General features: G+C 43.9%; 21 protein-coding genes and 1 pseudogene. 4 read left to right on the top strand and 18 right to left on the bottom strand.

Going from position 1 to position 25,240, the window contains the following annotated elements:
* Positions 1–185: 185 nt before the first annotated feature.
* The 14 genes and pseudogenes from A142_RS01080 to A142_RS01015 form a co-directional block, all read right to left on the bottom strand.
* Positions 186–1,610: a GumC family protein gene (locus A142_RS01080; protein WP_019823118.1), complete on the bottom strand. Its 1,425-nt coding sequence runs from the start codon at positions 1,608–1,610 to the stop codon at positions 186–188.
* Entirely contained in the window at positions 1,607–2,725 is a 1,119-nt protein-coding gene (locus tag A142_RS01075) for a glycosyltransferase (protein ID WP_019823116.1), read from the bottom strand. Before A142_RS01075 ends, A142_RS01080 begins: the two co-directional genes overlap by 4 nt.
* A complete protein-coding gene (locus A142_RS01070) occupies positions 2,718–3,503 on the bottom strand; it encodes an acyltransferase (protein WP_019823114.1) in 786 nt (261 codons plus the stop codon). The genes A142_RS01075 and A142_RS01070 overlap by 8 nt, the downstream gene beginning before the upstream one ends.
* Positions 3,504–3,595: 92 nt before the next feature.
* Entirely contained in the window at positions 3,596–4,972 is a 1,377-nt protein-coding gene (locus A142_RS01065; RefSeq protein WP_019823112.1) for an O-antigen ligase family protein, read from the bottom strand.
* A gap of 251 nt (positions 4,973–5,223) precedes the next feature.
* The gene (locus A142_RS01060) at positions 5,224–6,330 is read right to left on the bottom strand and encodes a glycosyltransferase family 4 protein (protein ID WP_019823110.1); all 1,107 of its coding nucleotides are present in this window, start codon (positions 6,328–6,330) and stop codon (positions 5,224–5,226) included.
* Positions 6,311–7,821 (bottom strand): annotated as a pseudogene (locus A142_RS01055) (sigma-54-dependent transcriptional regulator). Before A142_RS01055 ends, A142_RS01060 begins: the two are co-directional and overlap by 20 nt.
* A gap of 223 nt (positions 7,822–8,044) precedes the next feature.
* On the bottom strand, positions 8,045–8,449 hold the full coding sequence (locus tag A142_RS01050; protein ID WP_019823107.1) for an Hpt domain-containing protein: 405 nt from the start codon (positions 8,447–8,449) through the stop codon (positions 8,045–8,047).
* Positions 8,450–8,813: 364 nt separating this feature from the next.
* Entirely contained in the window at positions 8,814–10,046 is a 1,233-nt protein-coding gene (locus tag A142_RS01045) for a quaternary amine ABC transporter ATP-binding protein (protein WP_019823105.1), read from the bottom strand.
* Complete coding sequence (locus tag A142_RS01040) at positions 10,039–10,938, bottom strand: ABC transporter permease (protein ID WP_019823103.1); 900 nt, start codon at positions 10,936–10,938, stop codon at positions 10,039–10,041. Before A142_RS01040 ends, A142_RS01045 begins: the two co-directional genes overlap by 8 nt.
* A gap of 147 nt (positions 10,939–11,085) precedes the next feature.
* A complete protein-coding gene (locus A142_RS01035) occupies positions 11,086–12,078 on the bottom strand; it encodes an ABC transporter substrate-binding protein (RefSeq protein ID WP_019823101.1) in 993 nt (330 codons plus the stop codon).
* A gap of 554 nt (positions 12,079–12,632) precedes the next feature.
* Positions 12,633–13,322: a tyrosine-protein kinase family protein gene (locus A142_RS01030; RefSeq protein WP_019823098.1), complete on the bottom strand. Its 690-nt coding sequence runs from the start codon at positions 13,320–13,322 to the stop codon at positions 12,633–12,635.
* Positions 13,322–15,421 carry an SLBB domain-containing protein gene (locus A142_RS01025; RefSeq protein ID WP_019823096.1) on the bottom strand — a complete coding sequence of 700 codons (2,100 nt, stop codon included), beginning with the start codon at positions 15,419–15,421 and terminating at the stop codon, positions 13,322–13,324. Before A142_RS01025 ends, A142_RS01030 begins: the two co-directional genes overlap by 1 nt.
* On the bottom strand, positions 15,418–16,251 hold the full coding sequence (locus A142_RS01020; protein ID WP_019823094.1) for an OmpA family protein: 834 nt from the start codon (positions 16,249–16,251) through the stop codon (positions 15,418–15,420). Before A142_RS01020 ends, A142_RS01025 begins: the two co-directional genes overlap by 4 nt.
* Before the next feature lie 62 nt (positions 16,252–16,313).
* Positions 16,314–16,643, bottom strand: a complete 330-nt coding sequence (locus A142_RS01015; protein ID WP_019823092.1) for an STAS domain-containing protein — start codon at positions 16,641–16,643, stop codon at positions 16,314–16,316.
* Positions 16,644–16,954: 311 nt separating this feature from the next.
* Here A142_RS01015 and A142_RS01010 point away from each other — a divergent pair, with 311 nt between their 5' ends.
* Complete coding sequence (locus A142_RS01010; RefSeq protein WP_029405509.1) at positions 16,955–17,797, top strand: DNA ligase; 843 nt, start codon at positions 16,955–16,957, stop codon at positions 17,795–17,797.
* 91 nt (positions 17,798–17,888) lie between these two features.
* Here the strand turns inward: A142_RS01010 and A142_RS01005 are convergent, their stop codons facing one another.
* Positions 17,889–19,259, bottom strand: a complete 1,371-nt coding sequence (locus A142_RS01005; RefSeq protein WP_019823088.1) for an MATE family efflux transporter — start codon at positions 19,257–19,259, stop codon at positions 17,889–17,891.
* Between the two features lie 161 nt (positions 19,260–19,420).
* On the opposite strand from A142_RS01005, the gene A142_RS01000 reads away from it, so the two are divergent.
* Positions 19,421–20,029 carry a riboflavin synthase gene (locus A142_RS01000; RefSeq protein ID WP_029405508.1) on the top strand — a complete coding sequence of 203 codons (609 nt, stop codon included), beginning with the start codon at positions 19,421–19,423 and terminating at the stop codon, positions 20,027–20,029.
* 185 nt (positions 20,030–20,214) lie between these two features.
* Here the strand turns inward: A142_RS01000 and A142_RS00995 are convergent, their stop codons facing one another.
* Both A142_RS00995 and A142_RS00990 read right to left on the bottom strand, forming a co-directional pair.
* Positions 20,215–20,418 carry a CPXCG motif-containing cysteine-rich protein gene (locus tag A142_RS00995; protein ID WP_004733789.1) on the bottom strand — a complete coding sequence of 68 codons (204 nt, stop codon included), beginning with the start codon at positions 20,416–20,418 and terminating at the stop codon, positions 20,215–20,217.
* A 93-nt stretch (positions 20,419–20,511) separates the two neighbouring features.
* The gene (locus A142_RS00990; RefSeq protein WP_019823083.1) at positions 20,512–21,378 is read right to left on the bottom strand and encodes a fructosamine kinase family protein; all 867 of its coding nucleotides are present in this window, start codon (positions 21,376–21,378) and stop codon (positions 20,512–20,514) included.
* A 585-nt stretch (positions 21,379–21,963) separates the two neighbouring features.
* Between A142_RS00990 and A142_RS00985 the strand changes: the two genes are divergently transcribed.
* The gene (locus A142_RS00985) at positions 21,964–22,308 is read left to right on the top strand and encodes a DUF3802 family protein (protein ID WP_010440912.1); all 345 of its coding nucleotides are present in this window, start codon (positions 21,964–21,966) and stop codon (positions 22,306–22,308) included.
* A gap of 87 nt (positions 22,309–22,395) precedes the next feature.
* Here the strand turns inward: A142_RS00985 and A142_RS00980 are convergent, their stop codons facing one another.
* Positions 22,396–22,875 (bottom strand): NlpC/P60 family protein, encoded by a 480-nt coding sequence (locus tag A142_RS00980; RefSeq protein WP_019823080.1) that lies wholly within the window; start codon positions 22,873–22,875, stop codon positions 22,396–22,398.
* Positions 22,876–22,979: 104 nt separating this feature from the next.
* Between A142_RS00980 and A142_RS00975 the strand changes: the two genes are divergently transcribed.
* Positions 22,980–25,025: a methyl-accepting chemotaxis protein gene (locus tag A142_RS00975; RefSeq protein WP_019823078.1), complete on the top strand. Its 2,046-nt coding sequence runs from the start codon at positions 22,980–22,982 to the stop codon at positions 25,023–25,025.
* Positions 25,026–25,240 lie beyond the last annotated feature (215 nt).

The raw sequence follows: 25,240 nt of genomic DNA, 5'->3' as shown, positions 1-25,240 counted from the left end.
AGTACTCAATTTCTCAAAATGGGAATCAAAACAAAATGCGATTGAATGGCTGTTCGGATCATAGGGCTTAGGGAAAATAGGAATTGGATTTAAGAGTTTGGGGGGTAGACAAGTAAAACGCCAAGCGAGTGTTGGCGTTTGCTGTAAGGAAGTAAACCTCAGATAAGGTTTGATTTTAAAGCTGACTAGCTCATTTTAGGAATTACCGTTATTACTGGGACACCTAAAATATCTTCGATTTCGGTTTTACGTTTGATTGTAGAATCGAACAACTCAAACAATATCGCCAGACCAATGCCCAATCCGATGCCTGCGACAAATCCAGCCAGAATAAAGACAAAAGTCGGCATGTTAGATTTGATACTCGGTGTGAAAGGCAAATCAATAATCTTCACACGTTTGTTTTGCTCGAATACACCAAGCGAACCCGTTAGCTGAGCCATTTCATAACGCTCTGTCAGTTCATCATATAGTTGACGTTTGATTTCAACTTGACGTTTAAGGCGGTACATCTCTTTTGCATTTTCGCCGAAGTTATTCGCCTTGTGTTCTAATTCGAAAATCATAGTACGAAGGCTTTTGGTCTCTTCGGTTAAAGACTCAAAGCGAGCACGAACCAGCTGTAGGCTATGTAATTGAGTGACCAGAAGAGGTTGGGTATCAGAAAGTTTGTTCAGTGTCGTACTACTTGCGATGTCCCAAAGTTGGTCGCTGTTCATCGTTGGCTGAGTTACCTCGAGCAAACTCTTACGTTCATTCTCTAGTCTGTCTAACTCACGCACTTTAGCTTGCACAGCACTGTGTTTGTCCGTGTATTTTGCTTGTAACAAGGTTAGGTCACTTCGAATGTCGATGATCTGGTCTTCTAATTTACCGATCACAGGGTTGGTTCGTGAAAGTTGTTGGTCGATTGACCCTAAACTTTTTTCGACACCCGATAACTCTGCCTCTTTTTCCGCCAGTGTTTGTTTGAGTGAAGCTAAGCGGTTTAAGCTTTGGCTTTGTACTTCTGGCGTCGATTGCACGTGTTCGTTCATGTACAAGGCCAATGCTTCTTCTGCTGTTTCAAGTTCAATACGACGTTTGTCGATATGAATTTTTAAGAAGTTACTTGAGTCTTCAATCGATGAGCGTTCCGGCGCGAGCAACTGTTCAATGAAATGTTCACTCACCGAGCGCAGCGTCGCCTCCATTCCAGTTGGAGTGTTGGACGTTAAACTGATCTTTAGAAAGTCTTTCCCAAGCTGAGTCACCGATAAACGCTGAGACAGGTCTGTAATGATCTCTTGTTTCTCAATTTCAGGCATATCTGGCGTGGTTAATTGCAGTTCATCAGCGACCGAGTAAAGCACATGTCGACTGTGAAGCAGTGTTCTCAATGCATTAAGTCGGTCTTTGAGCATGGTCGAAACGGCGATGTCTTCCAAGAATGGATTCATCTTGGCCGTTTCTTGAATCAACATACTGGTATGCGCGTCATATTTAGTAGGAGCTAACTTGCTCACACCAAAGCCTACAAAGGGCAAAATAAGCATTGGAAGAACGATAACGTAGCGTTGGCGCCACATCGCATTGATGATAACTAATAACCGCAATTTCAGATTATTCATAATAGCTCCAACATCCAATGTACGAAGTTACCACGGTTTTGCCAGCTGTCTTGTTCGACGACAGAGATAGGTGAATCGTTCAGTTGGCGTGCATGATCAAGCGCCCAAATCATTTGGTTCGCACTACCAACAGTCGTTACGTGCTCTTGATATGGAACCAAAGCAGGGAACGGTGTTGTGATAATGGGTGTGCCCGCCGCTAGGTATTCCATTAGTTTGAGTGGGCTACAAGCTCGGATCTGCTCGTTATCAACAAACGGCAGCAAGCTCACATCCCAGTGTTGAGAATAGCTTGGCAGCGTGTGGTGTGGACGAGGGCCAAGGTAATGTACGTTACTCAACTTAGACAGCATGAGCGTATCAAGCTCGTTTGGGCCAATGAAAACAAAGTCCCATTCCGGCATCGCATTCGCAACTTGACCAATCATTTCATAATCCAGCCATTTAGAAAGGCTGCCATAAAAACCAGCAATAGGGCGGTGGTTGCTTGGTAAATCATTCGCTCTGGGTGCGGGTGTTGAAAATAGGTCTACGTCGACGCCGTGTGGTAGCAAGTGCGCTTTATGTTTTGGAAATTTATCCATCAATTTTTTGCTAGCCGCGAATATAAGCGTCGCTTTATCGATTAACTCTGATTCGTGCTGTGCAACGGTGTCATGATCAACACCAGCCAGCGCGCTAAAATCATCGCCGCAGTAATAAACCACAGATGACTCGCCTAAGTGTCCGCACAGATCAACAGCAGTCGGAAGAGAAGTCCATAGGATAGGCGCGTTAAGATTAAGCTCTGCAATCACTGGTTTTAGTTGGTGCAACATCATTTGCTGAGCCAACTTTCTAGAAAATTTAGAAGCAGGCGCAGGGATTGTCTTTAAGTTAACGATAGTAATGTTGTCGTGTCCCTCAGAGTCGAGCATGTTTTGAGTAACGGCCTTGGTTTTACCAAACAACTTGTTGAACGCTCGGTTTACATCTTTGGCGGACAGCTTCGGTTGTCTTAGGCCAATTGAGTTGACCCATAAGACTTTGTGTTGCTTAGCCAGGTGACGAACTAAATGTTGAGTCGATGAAGGTAGGCCACCAAAGTCTTCACCAAATACGATTAAATCACGCATGGTCACCTCCATGAGTCTCTAACGAATCGAACATATCGGATTCTGTCACTTCAACGGGTTTAATGTGACCGACAACTCGAGCTGGGTTACCGCCTGCGATTGCAAAGGCCGGGATGTTCTTTGTTACTACGCTGCCTGCGGCTATTACGGCACCTTCGCCGATGGTTACGCCACCTTTAACCGTCACATTAGTGCCCAGCCAAACATCGGGTTCAAGAATGATGTCGCCGATTTGCTGAGGGTCGTCACCTTCACCTAGCGCTCGGCGTTTTGCATCAAGCGGGTGTCCAGAGTATCCAAATAGGAAAGCGCCGCCTGCGATTCGTACGTTGTCAGAGATAACCACTTTACCTCCAACAGCGATAGTCGACTGCCAACCGATGTCGACGTTGTTACCAATCGACAATAGTGGGTGTTCCAAGCCTTCAAGTGGCTGAGTACAACCAGAGAAAGTCGTGTGGCCAGAGATACGGCAGTTATCGCCAATCGAAATTTGTACCGGACCGCTGACGAAAGGTAGACCACCATACAAATACAGGCGTTTGCCACATTGAGCCACACGACCTTTGAATGCCGGAGTCCAGTAGAAGAATCGCGTAAAGCCAGAAACCAAATTCACCACTAGCTTGTGTGCTTGATATAGACAACGATTAAGTATTTGAGGGGTAGGTAGCTCTGCGCTTCTGATGTTTTTCAAAATGAAAAACACATTTCTAATTCGAGAATTAGGATGAAACTTAAGCCAATGTTTGAATTGATGTATAGATACTGACGTCATAATGAAAATCCTCTGTTTTGTTATATAGAAGTACTTTCATATACTGTGCCATTTAATAAATATAATATTTTCAATGAGTTAAAATATAGCTTTTAGGTTTTCTCATTTTGACAGGCAGTTTGAGATACGTTTGAGACGCAAACTGTGAGTGCTGCGAGGATATAAATCGGCCAGTTGAAGCCTTGAGTCAAAAATGTCCCCGACACGATTGTGCCAATCAAACCTGCATAGATCGCATAGGCGACCGCATTAAGCTCGGGTGCGATTTCTGTGGTCGAGTTTTTTAATCTCGCTAGCGTAGAGCGAGAGGTTTTGATCAAAGAAACGATAAGGCAGACAAAAATGATCAGACCAATAAAGCCTGTTTCTGCTAACACACCAAACCAAGTACTGTGAACGGCGTGATTCAGTCCGTCCCAGTGCGAACTATAAAAGAAGTAGTTCGAGAAGAAGTTGTTCAACCCTACACCAGTCAGTGGATTTTCAACTGCCATTTTTACTGCCGCTTCCCAAGCATAGATTCGACCCATTGCAGATTCATCGATACCTTGTTCAGCTGCACCACCAGAAGATCTGTCTGAGATACCAGCAACTAAATAAAGCACCACGGCCGTGACAGATCCTACCGAGATTAACAGGACTTTAGAGCGCACTAGCTTCCACGCAAAAATACCAATCACGGCAATACAACCCAGTAGTCCGCCACGGCTTTGAGTGGCAATAATGGCGGCGAGCAGTAACAGACAAACTAAGGCACTGATTAAACGTTTGGACCTTGAGATGCCAGACGTAGTGGCTTGGCTTATCGTAAAAGCCAGTGGGAACATCAGAACCAACGCTAGGTCGTTCGGGTCGCCTAACATAGAGCCAAAATCGCGGCCAATAGTCACGCGTGAGCCCTCGACAAGCCCAATACCATTTACTGAGTTGTACACGGCAATAGAGCTGACTAAAGCGCCAGCGTAGATAATCGTCATCGCGGTTTTTGCGAGATTTTCCGTGGTATTTACTAGCCAAGTAATCGCAAGCGTCATCACTATGATTTTCCAATAAACGCCTTTGAATTCTGCCAGTGCTATGGGCCTGTTGGACGCGAAGATAATACCAATGAAAACCAGCACCCAGAATATGGCGAGCCAGTTTAAACAAGGGTGCCAGAAGATTTTAAGTTCTTTACTGATTAATGCATGCCAGAGAAGAGCCGACAGAGCGCCTAATGAAAGCATCAACGGTATTTTTAACGAATAGAGCTGAGGTATGGCTTCGTGAATTCGGAAAAATGAAAAGACAACGAACAATAGAACTAACCAGAATGTCTTGTTTAACACGAATAAGCCGGCTAATGGCACAAGAGCGAGCGCCACAATGACAACGGGATGAGGCACAAAGTACCAAACAACACCAAGCCCAACACACAAGGTGCTGATCGTGATGATGACTGGCAATCTATTGGCTTCAGGGTTGACCATTGTGACCTCTATTGGCAAATAAACTCTTAATGACTCGGCTCGTAATCTTTTAAGACGCAGTTACGCCTGATGTTAAAGATTGCAAAGTGAGTGCCAGTTATGAATTTTGTTTAACTGACTGATTTAATGTTGGATTATTAAGTGAGGGCGTAGCCTTGAGGTGAGTTTTATCATTTTGAGAATCAGTATAAAACTGACTAAAGCACTTAAATTATCAAGCTCAAATAACCAGTTATCGACTAAGGCTAGAATTAACGGTCGAGTTGATAGATTTCCAATAACTGCGGGACAACAGCTTGTGGTGAGTATTGGTTTTTCACGGTTTCTATCGCGTTACTCTTGAGAGAGTCACGTTGCTCGCTCGTCAATGACATCCACAAAGATAAAAACTGTTCTAGCTCGGCCTCTGAATTGGCGAGGTAGCCATTAACTTGATGATCGATGAGTTGAGGCAAGTTACCAACCGAGGTGGCAAGGACGGGAATGCCACGAATCATGGCTTCTAATGCCGCCATAGGTAAGCCTTCGAAGCGAGAAGGGATGATTAACAGATCGATTTGGCTCCAGACGTCATCCATATTGGTCTGATGCCCATGAAAGGTCACATTATCAGGCTGCGATTTAACTAAGACGTCCATTTCTGGTCCGTCACCAAAAAGCTCAAACCGAACATCAGGAAACTGTTTGGCTAATGCAACAAATCGATCAGGCGCTTTCTCATGGCTCAATCGCCCCACAAAACCAACATGGAATGGGCTAGATGAACAGGAGTTTGTTAACCCAGCTGGGACTTTAACAAAGTTATTCAATTGATAGGTTTTACTCGGCACTTTCGCTTTAATCTTCTCACTGACCACGAGCGACTGATCAGAAAGAAAACTGCTGTAACGGTCGAGCCAGTCATAAAGCCACACTTTACCTGTTGGGGTTTCACCAGCGTGATAAGTGGTGATTTGCTTTGTGTTGTTGAAACGAGGTGGGAGCTTGATTAACTTACTGACCAAACTGGCTTTGTAACCATGAGCATGGATAAGCCTTGGCTGATAATGTTGAACGGCACGTTTAAGCAGTGTCGCGCTATTGCCATTTGAATCTGCAGAACATGAGGCTAAATCGGAGAGGTAACTAAAAGGGATGTTTAGCGCATTCAACTTTTCAACGATGATCGCTTCAGGATTAAACTTAGTCAAAAGAACGATGCGAACAGCCTCTGAATACTGAGCGCTTTCCGATATCAGGCCTTGTGCTAATTCTAAAACATGCGTTTCTATGCCTCCAAAAGTTTGGCTGTCGATCAACAGCCAAATCTCATGAAGGTTTATGTCGAGTACACCTTGGTTAGGCTTGATTGTACTCATCTTCCGATTCCCAAGCCTGTTTCTTACGATAAACAGTAGAAGGGCTAAGTTCTAACAACACAGCAGCGTTTAACACATTCCCATCGCAATGATTGATGGCATGTTGAATGGCTTCACGTTCTATTTGCCACATTGGACGAATAGCACCTTCGCTTGTGGTAAATGCAGGCGTCATCGGCTCGTTGTGAGCTTGAGCAACTGACGATTGTTCCAACTCTTCCGGAGTAATCGGTGGCAACTTAGCTTCTGGTGCTTCAACAACTGCAGATTGAGGTGCAGTTACTCGAATTGGTGTCACTGATTTAGATGATGTAGCGGCATCTACTTTATTAATCGGAGGCGGTAACATGTCTTTAGTCACGCTCGTTTCATTGTTCAACACCACGATGTTACGGATGATGTTTTGCAACTGACGCACATTGCCTGGCCACGCATAACGTTTAAGTAGATTCTGCGTTTCTTTGTCTATTGATTTGAACTTCTTCTTGTCTTGCTTCGCGTACAGCTTCAAGAAGTGATTAGACAGGGTGACAATGTCACTTCCTCGTTCACGAAGCGGTGGCATTTCGATAGGCACAACGTGAACACGATAGTAAAGGTCTTCTCTAAAGCGTCCTTCTTCTACCTCAACCAGTGGATCGCGGTTGGTCGCACAGATAATTCTGACATCCACTTTAATCTCTCGGTTGCCACCAAGTGGGGTAAACGTACCGGTTTGCAAAAATCGGAGGAGCTTCTTCTGCATCTCCAGTTCCATTTCACAAAGCTCATCGAGAAATAGGGTGCCACCATGCGCTTGCATTGCTGCACCTTTACGGTCGGTTGTTGCGCCGGTAAACGCACCTTTTACGTGACCGAAGATTTCACTCTCCATTAGGTCTCGAGGGATAGCACCACAGTTAATAGCTACGAAAGGTTTACCATTACGCTGACTCTCTTGGTGAATCGCTTCCGCGCACACTTCTTTACCCGTACCACTTTCGCCGTTAATAAACAGCTGGCAGTGGTTGGTGCTACCGAATCAATGATCTTGTAAACCGCCTGCATGGGTAGGCAAGAGCCAATGAAATTATGAAAACGGTCACGATCGAATTTGCTTTGCATATTATCGACGAGGTTTTCGAGTTTCGCTCTTTTTAGATGCAAGCTAACAGAGGTCTTGAGTCGATCGGCTTGAATGGGTTTCTCTAAGAAGTCTTCTGCACCGCGCTGGATAAGGTCTACCGCGATGTTTACTGAGCCATGCGCTGTCGCGATGATAACTGCGGTCGGTATTTCGTTGGCAGTAATCCAATCCAAGACTTCTTCACCTGGCATGTCAGGCAGTTTAAGGTCAAGAATAACAAGCTGTGGAGAGTGCCTTTCAATGAAGGTCTTAGCTTCCGCGCCGGTTTCGACGTGGAAAATATCATAGGGCTCGTCTTTTACGTACTGCTTGTAGAGTACGGCGAGTGAGGTGGAGTCTTCAACTAACAATACCTTAGGGCGCATTGTATATTCCTTTTGAAACTTTATCCTAACCAATCAATAACATAGTGATATGTAACCATCAATACGAGTCTTGTGTATTTGTTATCTACCGCATGCAATCTTTTAAGAAGCGGCCTGTATAACTTCTCACATTGTTGTTCATGATGGAGCACACCTTATGGCGACTATATTAATAACGACTGTTTTGAGTTTTTAATCTGCTACCGATAATGAGCATGCAAAGCTAGCTGAAGCCTGCCTCTTTCCTTTCAAGCAAGGCTTTTATTGAACGCTCTGCGAGCTCTAGTAATTCATCAACTTGTCGAAATGCAGCATCATGACTCTGTTCTAAGCATTTCTTTTCTAAAGCGCGAGCTAATTCACCCAAAGGGCGATTACCTAACGAAAGCGCTGTGCTGCCGAGAGTGTGAACCTCGAACTCAAGTGTTTGAGCGTCTTTCTGCGTGACAGCCTCTTTTATGGCGACCAAGCGTGTTTGTGATTCTTCGACATAATGGTCGATCAAGACAGGGATAATGTCCGCACTTGTATCGCGAATCATTTGCTCCAGAACGCTTTCATCGACAAGCTCACTCACTTGTTGTGAGTTTAGATTTGTAGCTGCGTCTGACGCTAAAGTAGAATTCATCAAACTAAGTCCTTTTGTTGAGCTTAATATCCGTGAGTACTATTAAGTTCTAGTCATTTTCTAGAATAATTTCAACTGGTTGCCGTACAAATAGCGCAATATTTGGCATCTCGTTCATCTTGCTACTGGCTTTGTGACAAACCTAACGGACTGATTTAATTTTTGTTTTCTCTTATGAAATACAAACTTAGGTGCCTATAAAGCCTAAGATGCGGGTAGATCTCAGGATAAAACGAGGCCAATACAAATAAAAAAGACCACTGCAGTGAATTAGCAACAGTGGTCTTAGAGCGGTTTATGTAGTTTAGATTAACCTAAATAGCGATAATTTAGACAGCCGTGCTTTAAATCACGAAAAGTAGGACTACGAAGCTTTATCAATCTTTGGCTTTGGGTCGGCTTCTACTTCTTCCTCGCTACTTTCTGAGAAGATATCAGCAACAGCGCTTCTCTCTAGTTCACCTTTTAGATTACCGTCTTCATCAACAACTGGAAGAGAGTAGTCACAAGACATAGTGTCTGGTAGCACTTCTTCAATCACCGCATCAGGTAAGATGGCAGGGACTTCTTCGTATATCTCGTCACTAAAGTCATGTACCGATGAATCTTCAACGGCGTCTTGTAGACTTTCTTGTGTGACTAGGCCTTGATAGCCGTCATCCGTTACGTGATAAGCGTAATCGTTTTTAAGCATCTTCATTTGTGCCAAAGCACCTTCAATCGTTTCTGATGTGATTCGATACAGAGGAGGTTGCATAACGGTTTCAACGGTCAATGCACGAGCGCGGTTTACGTCTTTCACGAACGCTTCCACGTAATCATCGGCTGGATTTAGCAGAATCTCATGTGGTGTGCCTTGTTGTACTAACTCGCCGTCTTTCAAAATTGCGATTCTATCGCCTAGGCGGAGTGCTTCGTCCAGATCATGAGTGATGAAAACAATCGTCTTATGAAGCTTCTCTTGAAGTTCGATAAGCTGGTCTTGCATTTCGCTTCGGATCAAAGGATCGAGTGCCGAAAAGGCTTCATCCATTAATAAGATTTCAGCGTTAGTACATAAAGCGCGAGAAAGGCCAACACGTTGTTGCTGACCACCTGAAAGTTGCGCTGGGTATTGCTTGCCGTAACCTTTTAAGCCCACCGTTTCTAACCATTCGTTGGCTTTCGCTAAACGGTCTTCTTTTTTGATGCCTTGTACTTCCAACCCATACGCAACGTTTTCAACCACAGTGCGATGAGGCATTAAACCAAAGCGCTGGAATACCATCGACATTTTATGACGACGGAACTCTTCTAACTCTTTAGTGTTGAGGCTCATTACATCAATGCCTTCAACCATGATTTTACCTTGAGTCGGGTCAATCAAACGGTTGAAGTGGCGAATCAGCGTCGATTTACCCGAGCCAGAAAGCCCCATAATTACAAAGATTTCGCCACGGTTAATCTCAAGGTTAATCTCTTTCAAACCAACGGTATGACCCGTATCCGCAAGAATCTGATCTTTGTGTTCGCCGTTTTGAACTCTGTTCATAACAGACATTGGTTTCGGTCCAAACACCTTGTATAGACCACTAATTTCAATCAATGGTTTAGTCATGCTTGAATCCTCCTAAATGCGCATTAGTTCTTCTTGCGTACGCTTGTGAAGCGCGGTCAAAAAGGATTGCGAGGGCAACGATGGCGAAACCATTCATCAAGCCTAATGTGAAGTACTGGTTAGTAATCGATTTGAGAACCGGTTGTCCTAGGCCTTTAACACCAATCATGGATGCGATAACAACCATAGACAGCGCCATCATGATGGTTTGGTTGATACCCGCCATAATCGTTGGCATTGCTAGAGGAAGTTGAACACCCCATAAGCGTTGCTTTTTGCTCGCACCAAATGCGGTAGCGGCTTCAAGGACTTCTTTGTCGACTAGGCGTATGCCTAGGTTAGTTAAACGAATCACAGGTGGAATCGCGTAGATAACCACGGCGATTAGCCCTGGAATCTTACCGATGCCGAGTAGCATCACAACAGGAATCAGGTAAACGAATGCAGGCATGGTTTGCATGATATCGAGCATCGGCGTAACGATAGATTGAGCCCGATTTGAACGAGCCATAGCAATACCAATCGGAATGCCTAAGAATATCGATACCAAGGTACACACAGTGATGATACTGAGCGTCCGCATGGTGTCTTCCCACATTCCAAAGTAACCAATGAGAAGGAGTGAAACCACACAGCCTAAAGCCAGTTTCCAAGAACGGCTTGCTGCGTAAACAAGGCTGGTACACACAGCCAGGACTATAATCCAAGGTGTTGAGATAAGGAGTTTTTCAAACCAAACGAGGAATGAAAGAAGAGGGTCAAAGAGAGATTCAATCATTTCGCCGTATTCACGGGAAAATTCACGATATGCGCCATCTAGCGTCTTTTTTATGGTTCGTAAATCACCGCGTTCCATCTCTGGAAAGCTTGATAACCAATTGCTGTCAGCCATTTTATATCCTTATAGTTCGGAGCCACTTGTCCATGCGATAAGAAAATCGCTAATGAAAAGGGCTCCGAATCATGAATAACATCAAGTATAGCGACGTTATTTCTGTTTTATTGTTGAAGCGTAATTACTTTTTATCAAATCAAGCTCTTACAGCTCTGCTTCAACTTTCTTAGCCACTTCTTGAGAAACCCATGGGTGCCATACTTCTGGGAATTCACTTAAGAAATGCAGACTCGCTTCTTCGCCATCAGCTTGGTTGTCTTCCATCCAAGCAAGTAACGAGTTCATTTTGTCGTTTGTGAAACCACGTTTAGTAAAGTAGTCGTACGCTTCAGGAGCTCGTGACGCAAAACTTTCAGTGGTGATCGTGTGAACAGGTGAAGGCGGGTACATGGTCGCTTTTGGCGATTCACAATCTTCTTTGGTGGTACAGTTAAGGAACTCTTCCTCATTAACGCCACTGCCAAAGTCGACTTTAACCATGTCATATTTACCTAGCACAGCGGTTGGTGCCCAATAGTAACCAAACCAAGCCTCTTCACGTTCATAAGCTTTTGCGATAGAGCCAGATAAGCCGGCACTCGAGCCTGGATCAACAATCGTGAAACCACTGTTTTCTAGCTCAAGAGCATTAAACAGGTTTCCGGCGCTGATCTGACAGTTCCAGCCTGCAGGGCAGCTGTAGAATGCAGATGTATCTGGGTCTTCAGGGTGTTTGAATAAGCTAGCGTTCTTGCGTACGCCTTCGATGGTTGCCATTTCAGGGTACTGTTTAACTAGGTAAGCCGGAACCCAAAAGCCTTCTTCGCCGCCGTTCACAAGTGCTTTACCTGCGTAGCGAAGACGTTTTTCTTCAACACCTTTATCTAATGCGTCTTTTAAGCTGTTGCTCCAAAGTTCAGGTGCAACATCAGGCTGGCCTTTTTCGATCATAGACGTGCCTGTTGGCATAGTGTCGCCAGGGATAAGTTCAGCATCACACCCATAACCATGTTCAAGGATGAATTGGTCGATATTGGCGATCAGTGTTGCAGAGTTCCAGTTCATATCTGCGATTGTTACGCTGCCACATTCTCCAGCGTTAGCATTACCGCTGGCTGCTGCTACTAACAAAAATACGGAGCTTAACTTGTATTTCATATTGAGTTTCCTTTCTCTTTAATAATACAACTAAGGTAACCAAGGTAAATTGATTATCTAAATTGCTCGATGGTGATCCTTTCCGTGTATTTGAACCATTTGAGCAGAAGGAGGGATGGGTGAAGTTTGAATAGATGAACGTGCAAAGTCAGCGAAGTGTGATTTGCCAATTCATCCACTGTGTTTCAACAGCCATCGGATAACTTTGTCAAACTATTACAAATTCGTCAAAAACCACCTCTATTTATAATCTTAGGGAATAATCGTACGAATTCCATCTTTGATGCGATTTACATGGCACTTTAACCGCCTGTGTCACATTACCGCTAAAGTTAGGTGTGGGGCTGTTGATTTTTGGATGAGTTTAAAGGTGGTAAGACCACAACTTGCGTGCGTGAAATGCGTTGAATAGTTTTTAAAATCGTATTTTTAGTCATATTTTCGCCAAAAACACTCAATTTGGTTTTTATTTATTCAGAACTGTTGGAGCTTGAAGTCTAATAGGATAGGTGGCTGTCATGGTTTAATGACAGCCAGAAAGTAGCAAAAGAAAGTTACATCGGAAGGTTCAAAAACTCATTTTGATACAGCTTTTTTGCCAAGCTATCGCGAAACTTAGCGGGGATGAATTTCATTCGATTGATTTGTCTGACCAACTCTTGTGCAAAGCTAGGCTTTTGTTTCATGTTCATCACGCAGCCCATTAGATTGATACTTTGTGCATCAAGCAGCTTTTTCGCTTGTTCTAGGTGGTGACTCGACGTTTCACCATAGGCGACAACCATTAGTGTGCTTTCACAAGCACTCGCCACAGACTGCGCTGGAATGTTTCCTTTGTTTATGTTGAGAAGCGGTGAGGTATCAATGATGACTCTGTCGTATTTCTCTAACCATTTGTTGACCACTTTTTGTAACGTTGTCGGATCTTTATAAGCCAATTGCGTTGAAGCAACTTGTGGAGCAGGGACACCGATAAATGTACGCTGAGATTCAACATGTTCAATCAATTGACCTTGCTGATTATCTTCTAGCATATTCAAATCTTTGAAAGCAGGGTTGAATAAGTTGAGATCAACATAAAGCGTAGAATGACCCGCAAGAAGAAAACGCTCGGCTAATGCGGTTGCAATAGATGTTACGCCGTCACCTGAATGGCAGGCGGTGACGCATATTGATTTTTGGCCGTTAAGTTCAGAAGCTAAATACAGTTGCTCGACTTCGGCATGGGTCGCTGAAATAGTCATTATAAAGCTCCTATTAATACGATGGTCGTGGTGATACGCAGTATGTCATCAAGTCCGACACGTGCTTTCTCAATAAAACTTTCGCGACGGTCTGGAATGTAAATCGTGTCACCGGCGCGCAGCACCGGCAGGTTGTAAATGTTCGCCGTTTTGCTGAATTCAACAAGGTCAAAAGTACGAGCCTGACCTTGGCAACAAGACATATTGACGATGGTAATTTTCTCTACGTAAGCATTGTCGGTAGGGCCTGCAGCTTCTGCCAGAATATCTAGAATGGTCATGTTGTCGTTGAATACATAACGCCCTGGGTTGTTAATCGCACCAAGCACACGAACGGTTTCTTCTTTCGGTGTATCTAACCAGTTTTTGCCTTTCTCTGGGATGTAAATCGTGTCGCCAGTGGTTACGTTTGGCAGTAACGATTCGTCACCGGTTTCGAAGTACAGTGATAAGTTAAGTTTGCTTACTTGCGAATAGGTTTTGTCACGATGCGTTACTCGAACATTGTGGATGTCGGCATCCTTTGTTGGGCCATCAGCCGCTGACAAGATATCAAGGAAGTGCATGTCTTTGGTGAAGCGGTAACGACCAGGCGCATTCACTTGTCCAAAGATGTAGATCGAAGCATCAGAGCTTTGACGAACCCATTGTGATTTATTGTCTGAAGGATCTTGTGGCAAGTCGTGAACGCGCACGATAGAACCCGCTCGAATTCGTGGCATCTGGTCACGTGGCGCACCATTTCGAATAAAATCATCAAGGTTAAACACAACTAGCTTTCTACCAGTGACAACCTCGATTTTCGATGTGTCTGCGCGTAGCGTAGGGCCGCCGACGTGTGCCAATAGCCCCATGAAGTTCATTTCATCTGACCACTCAATACGACCAGGTCGATTGACCTCACCAATCACGTTAACTGCTCTGTCTGGCGTGATTTTCAGCCAAGACTTCTCGTTCATGTCGGTTTTCTCGGGAACGAAAATCGCGTCACCAGCTTTGATGCTAGGAGGGTTAGAGTTGGGTAAGCCTTCAGTGTAAGCCGCTAAATCGAATTTAAGCACTCTGCCATCTGCTTTGATGACACGGATTTGTCGTGACTCTGCAAATCGAGTTGGGCCGCCCGCATTAGCCAAGATATCCATAAAGGTCGCGTCTCTTTTGCCTTCAAAAGCACCAGGGGCTGCGACTTCGCCCATCACGTAAACCATGTTGGCGCCGGATTTGATCTCTTCTTCTTGCTTGGGAACGAAAATGGTCGCACCCGGACGTAAAATTGGAAGCAGACTTTCGTCACCAGAATCTAAGTAACGTTTTAGGTTGAAAAGCGTTGGGGTGTTGTTCGAAATCACTCGGATTTGCTCAACACTGGCATAACGAGTTACGCCGCCCGAACGCATAAGTACGTCGACAAGGTCGGTGTTCTCTTTGTAAGTGAACGAACCCGGCGCGTTCACCTCACCAAACACTTTGATGGAGTTACGAGAATCTGCACTGTCACCTGAGTTAGCAAGCTTTGCTGCGTCGAACTCTTGTTCAATGTTACCGACTAATGGAGAAGCTGGAACGAACAGTGAATCCAGTGATTGCAGAGTAGGTAATGTTGACTCGTCTCCTGAATCAAGGAATCGTTTGTAGTTAAACTCTTTCTTATCCGCGCCTCGCTTAAGAATAAGCTTGTCCAGTTGCGCGCCCGGGCGTAAACCACCCGCAGCGTAAAGTGCCATTTGGATGCTAGAACCTAATGCGAGAGTGTATTCGCCAGGCTGTTCTACATAACCTTGCACATAGATAATGATTTGCTGCTCTTTTACATACACTGAAGCGTTCGAAAGATCTTTATAAGCGGTTGCCAGCGACTCTAGAACGACTTTGTTAAGCTGTTCGCTGTCGTAACCTGCAACAAAAACAGCGCCTACTTCAGGAAGGGTAATACGTCCACGCTTATCCACCTGGAAACCAGTGTTTAAGGTGCTTTCACCGGGTACGTTAACTTGGATAAGGTCACCGACTTGCACCGCGTCTGAAAACTCTTCGCTCGCATTGACGACACTCGTAAAGCTTAACGATAGGGTGATGATAAAAGCGATCAATAATTTCATAATCCACCTCCCATTTTCTCGGCATTCTTAGGCGAGATAACTTCGATACTTACTCGGCGGTTAGTTAAACGTGTGCCGTCAGATTCGCCTTCAAAAAGAGGGACGGTTTCGCCAACAGAGACTGCTTTGATTCGTTGAGCGCCTAGGCCAAATATAGTCAGGTAGCGTTCGACCTGTTTTGCTCGTCCAAGTGCTAACTTATCGTTGTACTCTTCAGAGCCTGTCGCATCTGCGTGTCCAGTAACAATTAAGTCTAACGATTTGTTTTCTTTTAGAATGTAAGACGCTTCCGCCAGCTTTCCCATGTACTTTGGATTCACTTCGGTAGAGTCTTGCGCGAATTGATTATCAACATTTAATAGGTCATACAGCTGTTCAATCACAGACAACTGCATACGGAATTGGTTTTCATTTTTAGGCGGTTCACAGCGAGCTTGGGATGTGACGTAGTCGAGTTGGACTTCAAGTTCATTAAGGCGTTTTCTCTGGATAACAAGGTCGTTGGCAGCATCCAGTAGAAGACCACCTTGCAGTTCTCGTGCAATACGATTTTGCTTTTCTATGGCTTGAACAACGGCAGCAGGGAAGCACCAGCGCGCACCTTCTTGGATTAAGGCATCTAAATGTAGTTTTGCTAGTTGCCAATCAAAGCGTAGTCCGTGTTCAGGACCAAGCGGCTCATCGGGCATCACAGGAGAGAAGTCAGAGTTCTGATAATTAATCGAGTCGTAACTTTCTGCCAAACCTCCGGTGCCTTGTTCTGGGTAACTTGTGCAACCCAGAACTAGGACAGACAGAGAAAGGGCTATGTAGTTTTTAAGTTTTTTCATGCCAACGTCCTTTGTTTTTTCTTTTTATTATTATTTTTAGTTACTTCTAGCTTAGTGGATCTTCATGAATTGGTAGGATTTTTTGAGTTAACAGGGATAGCGTGGCCAATACGCAGTAGATTCATAATTTCTAGTGGCTGACCTGATACGTTTTCCAAGCGCATATTTCTTTCACGTTCAGTTAGGCGTTTGAACATATAAACAATCGCGCCTACACCTGAAGAGTCCAAAAACTGCACTTCACTGAAATCGACTTCGATCTCTTGGTGACCATCATTTGAAATCACATCGTCAATGTCGGTCTGCGCATCGCGGCTACCCGCTGCATCCAGATCACCGAAAATAGAAAGTGTCAGTGTCGTTGTGTTTAAATCAATCTTACGTAGTTCCATAGCGATATCTCCTTTTAAGTATGTATGGACAATTGCACTGAATGTGCCAACTTTTATGTTGTTATTTTTCAATTAGTTATGTTTAGTGCGAATTCCTATCTCATATTGAGAAAAGACGTTTCTCAATATGAGAACTAAAAACGGCGGAATATATGAGAGTTATAAGTCATTAATTTAATGAATAAATGAAAAGGTTAGATAAGGTTGATGAGTGGATCGCATCTCCTGGCAAAGATTGTCTAACTGCGTGTTAGAGCGCTTAGGATTAAAGGCATTTGTTGACCACTACAGATATTAATACGGAGCAGATGATGAGATTAACCAAATTGGCTTTAGCCACTCTATGGGCGTGTTCGCTTTCTTCTCATTCATCCTATTTGCCTCCTGACCATTTGGTGCTTGCAAACTCCTACCAGCAAGGCATAGATGTTTCTGAATACTGGAAGAGTGAAAAACTTGATGGGATTCGGGCTCTATGGGATGGACAACATCTTTATACACGCAATGGTAATCGTATTTACTCACCCAAGTGGTTTACGGAAAACTTACCTAAGGTCCATCTCGAAGGAGAGTTGTGGGCAGGAAGAGGCAAGTTCCATCTCGTTCAATCTACCGTTCTCGACCATACGCCGAGTGACACAGCATGGCGTCAAATCGATTTTATGTTATTTGATATGCCCGGTGCAGCAGGTGATTATCAAAAACGCTATTACAACATTTTGCATTGGGTCAGCGTAATTGGAGAACCACATGTCAGCTACATAGAGCATGTACCGATTCAAAGTGAAGAAGCATTGTTTCATCAGCTCGATAATGTTGATGAGCGGAATGGCGAAGGTTTGATGCTTAGAAAGATCACCAGTCGTTATCAAGCAGGCCGAAGTAATGACCTGTTAAAACTAAAAAGGCATCATGATGCCGAAGCCACGGTTATTGGTTATAAAGGCGGGACAGGTAAGTATAAAGGCATGATGGGTTCAATTTTGGTTCAAACGCAAGAGGGTGTTGAATTTTATATAGGCAGTGGGTTCAGTGACCAAATGAGACTTGCACCGCCAGAGATCGGTAGCCGCATTACCTTTCGCTACAATGGATTTACTCAAAACGGAAAGCCCAAGTTTGCCCGTTTCGTCAGAGAGAAGAGTGAGTATTAGGGCGTATGTTATCTAGCTGACCAGTAAATGAAAAAGAGCCCTGAAAATCAGAGCTCTTTTTGTATTGAATATTGATTTAGTAAATACGAGTCTAACGAGAACTAAATTCTAATTGAACTTCATCGTCCTGCTTGTGCATCCAGTGTAGGCGCATACCCAGCATTATCGCTGCTGATGTTAGACCAACAATAAAACCAATCCAGAAGCCGTGCGCGCCCATAGGTTCGACAATCCAATCTTTCATACCTAAGATGTAGCCGATAGGCAGACCAAGTAACCAATAAGCAACGAAGGTAATGTTGAAGATTGAACGCATGTCTTTGTAGCCACGCAGAGCACCTGCCGCGATAACTTGGATGGCGTCAGTACATTGATAAACCGCCGCGAACAACAGCAACTGCATTGCAACCGTAATTACTGCCGTGTTCTCTGTGTAAAGTAATGCAACCTGTTCTCTAAACAGAATCGTTAACGCCGCTGTCATAAGGGCTGTAACTAAACCAACAATGATACCCACGTGTGTCGCGATCTTCGCACCTTCGGTGTTGTTTTCGCCCAACTTATGGCCAACACGAATACTCACGGCTGCACCGATACTCATTGGAATCATGAAGACTAGCGAAGAGAAGTTGATCGCGACTTGGTGCGCGGCAACAATCAATGAACCCAATGGTGCAACTAACAGAGAAACCACCGCAAACAGAGTTACCTCGAAGAAGATAGCGGCCGCCACAGGGAACCCAAGTCTAAACAGACGAATTTGAGCTTTAAGTTGCGGTTTATGGAACGTACCGAAGATGTTGATTTTCGCCAAACGCTTTGATGTTAAAACGTAAGCGAACAGCAGAGCAAACATCACCCAATATACGATAGCCGTTGCCACGCCACAGCCAACACCACCCAGAGCAGGAGCACCAAGTTTTCCGTATACGAACATCCAGTTCAGCGGGATGTTTAATAGCAAGCCAATAAAACCAATCACCATCGCAGGCTTAGTTAAAGACATACCATCGGTAAAGCTTCGCAATGTTTGGAACAACAAAAACGCAGGTACAGCAAACATCACCGCATTCATATAGCCGATGGTCTTTTCCGCCATGAGTTGTTCAATGTCCATCCACTCCAATATCAATTGTGTCTGGAACAGTACGCCAATGATTGGTAGGGAAATGACGAGAGCTAAAAACGCACCTTGTTGAATCTCAAATGGAATTTTGACTTGTCGACCAGAACCATTCAGCTGTGCAACGACAGGAACCAACGCCATCAATAGACCGACACCAAATAAGATTGATGGTAGCCAGATACTTGCTGCAATCGAAACCGCCGCCATATCGATAGCACTTACGCCACCGGCCATTACGGTATCAACAAAACCCATTCCAGTTTGTGCAACAGATGCGATCAATACTGGGGTCGCAAGTTTGATTAGATTCGAGGATTCTTCTTTGTAACGATGCACAAACAACTCCAAATAAGAGGGAAAATTAGAATAATAGTGTAGGAAAGGACATTCTGAAGGAATCAGAGACAATGATCTTAAGCTTCCACTGGACGAATCATAAAGAAATGTCACAATAACTGCTATGAAAAACTGTTACTAGAATGCTAAATAGGAATCTTATGTTTACAGGTATCGTTCAAGGCATGGCAACACTGGTTGCTATAAACAAAAAAGAGTTGTTTCAAACTCATACCATTGAGTTAAGTGACGAAATGGTTGAGGGGTTAGCAATTGGCGCTTCAGTAGCTCATAACGGTTGTTGCTTAACGGTAACGGAAATTTCTAGCAACCAGATTGCTTTTGATTTAATGCAAGCGACATTGCGATTGACGAACTTAGGTCAGCTGAATGTTGGTGACAAAGTGAATGTTGAGCGTGCAGCAAAGTTTGGTGACGAAATTGGCGGGCATAGCATGTCTGGCCACATTACTTTGATGGCTAATCTCGTTGATGTGATTAAGACAGAAAACAACCGCACGCTTTGGTTTGAGCTGCCTCAAGAATCAATGAAGTATGTGTTGAGTAAGGGCTACATCGGCGTTGATGGTTGTTCATTGACGATTGGTGAAGTGGAAGAGAACCGTTTCTCTGTTCACCTGATCCCAGAAACGCTGAATCGTACTCTGTTTGGCGGCCGTGAAGTAGGCGACCAAGTAAACATTGAGTTTGATCCTCAAACACAAGCGATTGTTGATACTGTTGAACGCGTACTAGCAAACCAAAAATAGTAGTTGCGGTTTATCAGCAGCACTTGCTTAAAAAGCGCTGACTAAGTAAACCTCGAAGACATTAAAAAAGAGCACATTGAGTGCTCTTTTTCTATTTGTATGTATCTGCGTTTTTCTAGGCTAGCCTCAGAATCGAGGGTAGCTTTAAATCGAGGTGTAGAGCCAACTCGACAAGAGAGTAGGTGTTAGAAGACTTGTTCGTCGTCTGCATCAATCGAGAGATTAATCCTGTCTCTTACTTCATCTACCTGCATGTCGAGGTGAATGGCATTGCAACATGCTGGGCAATCGTCATAAAAATCTTGGCTCCCATTAGAAGCATCAAGCGTTATGCTGATGGCATGCCCACAGTGGGGGCAGGAGACATGTTTCTCTGTGTATTTATGCATCGCGAATTCTCCTCACTGTAACTTGTTCCAATCGTAGTCGCTTGTATAGATCGCAGTAGCTTTATAGAACGACTTAGCTCGCTGTGATTGGTATTAAACGGCCTGTATCTTCTGAATGCATGCTTCAGTTTGTGCTAAATATTCGCCGCCAAATTGATTGCAGTGGTTAAGAAGATGGTACAAGTTGTAAATGTCTTTCCGATCAGTATAGCCAACGTCGAGTGGATTGACGCTCTGGTAACCTTCATAAAACTCTTTTGGAAATCCTTCAAACAATTCCGTTAATGCCAAATCGCATTCATGATCACCCCAGTAACAAGCCGGGTCGTAACAGATTGGCCCAAAGGCTGAATTTGCTACATTGCCATTCCAAAGATCCCCATGAAGCAAAGAAGGGCGAGGGTTGTGGCCAGCAAGACGCATATTCACCACATCAACGATGTCATCAATATCACCAAACTCGATGCCTTTCTCTTTGAGCAGTTGCAGTTGGAAACCAATGCGTTGCTCTGAGAAAAATCGACCCCATTTCTTATGCCAAGGGTTGGGTTGAAGTGTGCTGCCGATATAGTTGTCTTGGTCGCAACCAAACTCTTTTTGCTCGCCCCATTGATGAAGCTGCGCAAGCTGAACGCCGAAATCGAAGCTATTGTTGCCCGTCTCGAGCGGTTTGGTCGGCAAGTAATTCAGAATAATGAACGAGCACTCTTTGGTTTTGCCAATAAGCACCAACTCAGGAACGTAAACAGTGGAGGTTTCTCTTAACAAGCGTAAGTTCTCAGCTTCAATTTCAAACTTAGGTAAAAATTCTCGCTGATTCACTTTCACAAAGTAACGTTCATTACCATCGCTGATCATATAGCAATCGTTAATGTCGCCACCAGAAACCTTGGTACGTTCAGTAATCTGAAAGTTAAATAGAAGAGTATCTGAAAGTTGTTGAGAAATGGCCTGCCACATAGGAAATCCTCAAAGACTGAAAGTTAAAAAGATTGAAGGTTAGAAATACTGTTTGTTTAATAGCAATAGTTTAGGATAAATCTGAACAATTTATAGACGCACTGGTCAATGTTCTTGGCTCTTCTTCATCTTACGCAGAATCAATTGGCCGAATTGTGAAGTCGAACTGATTCAAGCTCTTTGAAATACAAACATAAATTGAAAACCTGACGTGATGAAATAGTTTGGAACTGGTCTCACAATCGAAACGGTTTTGAACGCAACAAACTGGAAAAGTGATTTGAGCTTGTTATTGTCTAGCGACTAAATTAAATGAGCTTTTAGAGTTAGTTGAAAGGGCTATTGTTAACTGGCGCAATACTTTGCTTTAAAGTTTGTCTTACACTTTGTTGGCGTGAATTTACTTATGTCGTAAGTAGGCAGGTATACCACATAAAGCTATATCGATTTAATTTTAAGCTGAAATACTAACTAGGATCATTTTAATGCGGTTTTGGACAATAAAGTGATGACAAATAGCTTCATTTACATAGTATTAGGCAAGTACGTATTAATCTGCTCTAGAGCTTAAAACGGAGAATTATTGTGGTTGTAGAAACCGATGGCTATTTGGCTTTAATCGAGCACCTATCATTCAACCTTGATGTGTTTACCAATAGTAATGGTGATACTGGAAACGAAAGTGTCGAAGATATTGTTACCGACATGATTTCAACGAACATCATGGCTATTTTCGAGCAAAACCCAGAGTTGCATTCGAGCGTTCGTTTTCAACTTTTGAAAGAAGCAGATGCCGTAGTAGCGGATCTTGGTGAAGTATTAGCGGGTGTGTGGGCTAAGAAAGCGACTAACGAACAAATTGTATTTCTTGATGAATATATCGCGTTAGTGAAGAACCTGTTTGATACGGCTGTTGCTAAATACGACTAGCTATTCGCGTATCACTCTAAAATGGTAAAAGGCGTTTAAGCCGTAACGTTTCATGTTATGTCGTTCAGCGGTGAATCTTTTGAATCGCTATAAACGCCTAAAGTGCCAAAACTTGGAAGCCCAATAAGGGTTGTCCAGCCTCGATATAATCACACCTTTCGATGTAGAAGCATGTAGGAATTGATTATTTCCTAAGTAAACTCCAACGTGTCGCACTGTCATCGATGTCTTAAAAAACACCAAGTCGCCACTCGTTGCCTGCCCATACGCTATTTCTTTTCCCTTTTTACTCTGGTCTATTGTGGTTCTTGGCAGGGCTTGTTGAGTCGCATTTTGGACGGCTATCTGTACAAAAGCAGAGCAATCTATACCTCGAAATGATGTCCCACCGAAATGGTATGGCACACCTTTCCACTGTTCATACACGCTCATATAAGCGTTTGTAGTCAATTGTTCTGACTTTGATAGGGGTTTCTGTGCGGTTTGACTAAGCCGAGAAGGCGACGAGCTACAAGCAGCCAATGTTGCTAAAGTTATTGTAACTACAGCCATTTTTCTGATTTTCATATGTAACTCTTCTGACAAAAAACTGAAATAAAAACGTCATCAAGGACTTCTAGTATACGACCTAACTTAAGGATATCTCTTTTCGTAGTCAAACTGGATTTCACATGCCCGACACAAATTTATCAATAAAACCCTCACGTTATACATTCTCGCTCATTCAAACCGTCACTGCTGTATTTATTTCCATTCTTTTACTTGTTAGTTTTTTATCAATGGTTAGCATTCGGGGCGTTGAACGTGTCGGGGGACATTTTGATGCACTCTCGGAACAAGCATTACCCCTTGCTCTAAATAACGCCGAATTAACGCAAAGCGTATTAGAACAAGTAAAACTTCTCACTTACAGTACCCAATCAACCGACTTAGATACACTGAATGCCACAAGAGGCTCAATTGACCAACTCGCGACAGAGAGTAATACCACGCTAGAGGAACTTCTTTTTATCTCCCAATCTTTTCCTGATGCGATCTCTTTAGAGCAGCAACAAATCCTTGTCGATGACATGGCGCAACTGCAAGCTATGACCAACACGGTACTGCTGGCGCAGATTGAGATTCAAAGTAAGCAAAATCTGATCGACAGTAAAATGGGCGAGTTCCGTTATGGCGTTGGATCTATAGGACCAGAAATGAATCGAATCAGCTCATTCTTGGTTGAAGACAACCCAGAAGCGAGCGATGCAGCGAACCGATTTACATCCAGTGCGTCAGCTATGGCGAACACCTTCTTGATGTTGATGATGCAATCTGACATTGATAAAGCACAAGACGAATACCGTCAATTGAGAAACCGAATCGCAGGTCTGAACTTGGCTTATAGCGATTTTGCCGATTGGCACCCAGACATCGCTGAGTTCGCGAGCTTGACGGCGCCTTACCAGATGGTGAAAGAAGGCTTTACCGAAGAAGGTGTAATCAAACAAATCCTCTTGAAACTCGAACTGGTTCAGCAGCAAGAGCAGAACTTAACGCAAGTCATTAACTTAGCGAACACCGTCATTAGCACATTGAATCAGCTGTCTTCTACCGCTTCCCACCTGATTGATGAAAGTGAACTGATTGTAAATCAAACCATCACCAATATTGATCGTGTGTTGTTTATCAGCGGGCTAGTGATTGCCGTAATCATTGTGATTTCATGGTTAGTGTTACGCCGTTGGATGAATAAAGGGCTTAGAAACATTACTCAACAGTTGAGTTCACTCGCAGAACATGACTTCTCTAAACAGAGCGAATTACTTGGGCCGCTAGAGCTGCAAGTTATTACTTCAAAACTCAATACCGTCGTTGATTCAACCGCGGACTCGGTTCGTTTGGTTACGCGCAACTGTGAGACGCTTTATCAAACGGCTGAAGTAAGCCATGACGCTGCAGAGCAAACTAATTCGAGCTTGAACGAGCAGAACGAATCACTTCAGAATATGATCACCACCATTACGGAACTGGAAGCATCTATTGGTGAGATTGCTCGTATCTCCAACGCATCGAACGACGATGCTCAAATAGCAGAAGATGAGTCAGTGAATGGCAGCCAAGTGGTTGGCCTTAACCAACAACGATTACAAGCGCTTGAGCACTCTCTTAGCATGAGTGAAGAGTCGATGGCTGACTTGGATGGTCGAGTTAAACAGATTCGTGAAATGGTCGACATGATCAGTGGTATCGCTGAAAACACCAACTTATTGGCACTGAACGCTGCGATAGAAGCGGCGCGAGCAGGTGAACAAGGTCGAGGTTTTGCGGTAGTTGCAGACGAAGTGCGTAAATTGGCGAGCGGTACATCCCAGCAAACTACCAATATTCGTAGCATGATGAACGAACTAGTAGCGGCAGCAGATCGCTCACGTGCTTCTGTAACGGAATCGAGAAGCGAGATGGCCAATGCACTGCAAACCAGTGGTGATGTAAGACAAGCCTTCGAGAAAATAGAATTTGCAGTAAGCCAAATCAAAGGGCGTGTTGAGCAAATCATGGTGGCAACCGAACAACAAGCACGTGCGACTGTCGATGTAACGCATTCTATCACTCGCGTGTCTGAGCAGGGCGAAAATACTAAGCTGCAACTTGAATCTATGATCGAGAGTTCAGAGCAAGTCGGAGAGATAGCAGGGCACCAACAAGCTATGCTTCATAAATACGTACTGAAATAAGCGAACGTACTGAAGTAAACGTGTGTGCTGAGTTAAGTCTGACAGCACAAGAGTTGAAACACTAGCTGCTCTTATAATTCTATCGATACAGAAACGCCCTTAAATTCTCACAAGAATCTAAGGGCGTTTTGTTTTCGGATTAAGATAACTTTGGTATTAAGATAAGTTCATCTCAATACAAGCTTGAGACTTAACCGAATTCGAACCTAATCTTT

Origin of the sequence: Vibrio splendidus 12E03, assembly GCF_000272105.2 — a bacterium.
Classification (GTDB): Bacteria; Pseudomonadota; Gammaproteobacteria; order Enterobacterales; family Vibrionaceae; genus Vibrio; species Vibrio splendidus_I.
The sequence above is the reverse complement of the archived record's forward strand: the minus strand, read 5'-3'. Positions and strand labels throughout refer to the sequence as shown.

Excerpts from the sequence above, each read along its gene's own strand:
- A142_RS01040 (WP_019823103.1), bottom strand. The coding sequence starts at position 10,938 with ATGGCTGACAGCAATTGGTTATCAAGCTTTCCAGAGATGGAACGCGGT.
- A142_RS01030 (WP_019823098.1), bottom strand. The coding sequence starts at position 13,322 with ATGACTATTTCAGCGACCCATGCCGAAGTCGAGCAACTGTATTTAGCT.
- A142_RS01020 (WP_019823094.1), bottom strand. The coding sequence starts at position 16,251 with ATGAAAAAACTTAAAAACTACATAGCCCTTTCTCTGTCTGTCCTAGTT.
- A142_RS01025 (WP_019823096.1), bottom strand. The coding sequence starts at position 15,421 with ATGAAATTATTGATCGCTTTTATCATCACCCTATCGTTAAGCTTTACG.
- A142_RS01065 (WP_019823112.1), bottom strand. The coding sequence starts at position 4,972 with ATGGTCAACCCTGAAGCCAATAGATTGCCAGTCATCATCACGATCAGC.
- A142_RS01075 (WP_019823116.1), bottom strand. The coding sequence starts at position 2,725 with ATGCGTGATTTAATCGTATTTGGTGAAGACTTTGGTGGCCTACCTTCA.
- A142_RS01035 (WP_019823101.1), bottom strand. The coding sequence starts at position 12,078 with ATGAAATACAAGTTAAGCTCCGTATTTTTGTTAGTAGCAGCAGCCAGC.
- A142_RS01050 (WP_019823107.1), bottom strand. The coding sequence starts at position 8,449 with ATGAATTCTACTTTAGCGTCAGACGCAGCTACAAATCTAAACTCACAA.
- A142_RS01070 (WP_019823114.1), bottom strand. The coding sequence starts at position 3,503 with ATGACGTCAGTATCTATACATCAATTCAAACATTGGCTTAAGTTTCAT.
- A142_RS01010 (WP_029405509.1), top strand. The coding sequence starts at position 16,955 with ATGAGATTAACCAAATTGGCTTTAGCCACTCTATGGGCGTGTTCGCTT.
- A142_RS00975 (WP_019823078.1), top strand. The coding sequence starts at position 22,980 with ATGCCCGACACAAATTTATCAATAAAACCCTCACGTTATACATTCTCG.
- A142_RS01060 (WP_019823110.1), bottom strand. The coding sequence starts at position 6,330 with ATGAGTACAATCAAGCCTAACCAAGGTGTACTCGACATAAACCTTCAT.
- A142_RS00980 (WP_019823080.1), bottom strand. The coding sequence starts at position 22,875 with ATGAAAATCAGAAAAATGGCTGTAGTTACAATAACTTTAGCAACATTG.
- A142_RS01045 (WP_019823105.1), bottom strand. The coding sequence starts at position 10,046 with ATGACTAAACCATTGATTGAAATTAGTGGTCTATACAAGGTGTTTGGA.
- A142_RS00990 (WP_019823083.1), bottom strand. The coding sequence starts at position 21,378 with ATGTGGCAGGCCATTTCTCAACAACTTTCAGATACTCTTCTATTTAAC.
- A142_RS01000 (WP_029405508.1), top strand. The coding sequence starts at position 19,421 with ATGTTTACAGGTATCGTTCAAGGCATGGCAACACTGGTTGCTATAAAC.
- A142_RS01080 (WP_019823118.1), bottom strand. The coding sequence starts at position 1,610 with ATGAATAATCTGAAATTGCGGTTATTAGTTATCATCAATGCGATGTGG.
- A142_RS00995 (WP_004733789.1), bottom strand. The coding sequence starts at position 20,418 with ATGCATAAATACACAGAGAAACATGTCTCCTGCCCCCACTGTGGGCAT.
- A142_RS01015 (WP_019823092.1), bottom strand. The coding sequence starts at position 16,643 with ATGGAACTACGTAAGATTGATTTAAACACAACGACACTGACACTTTCT.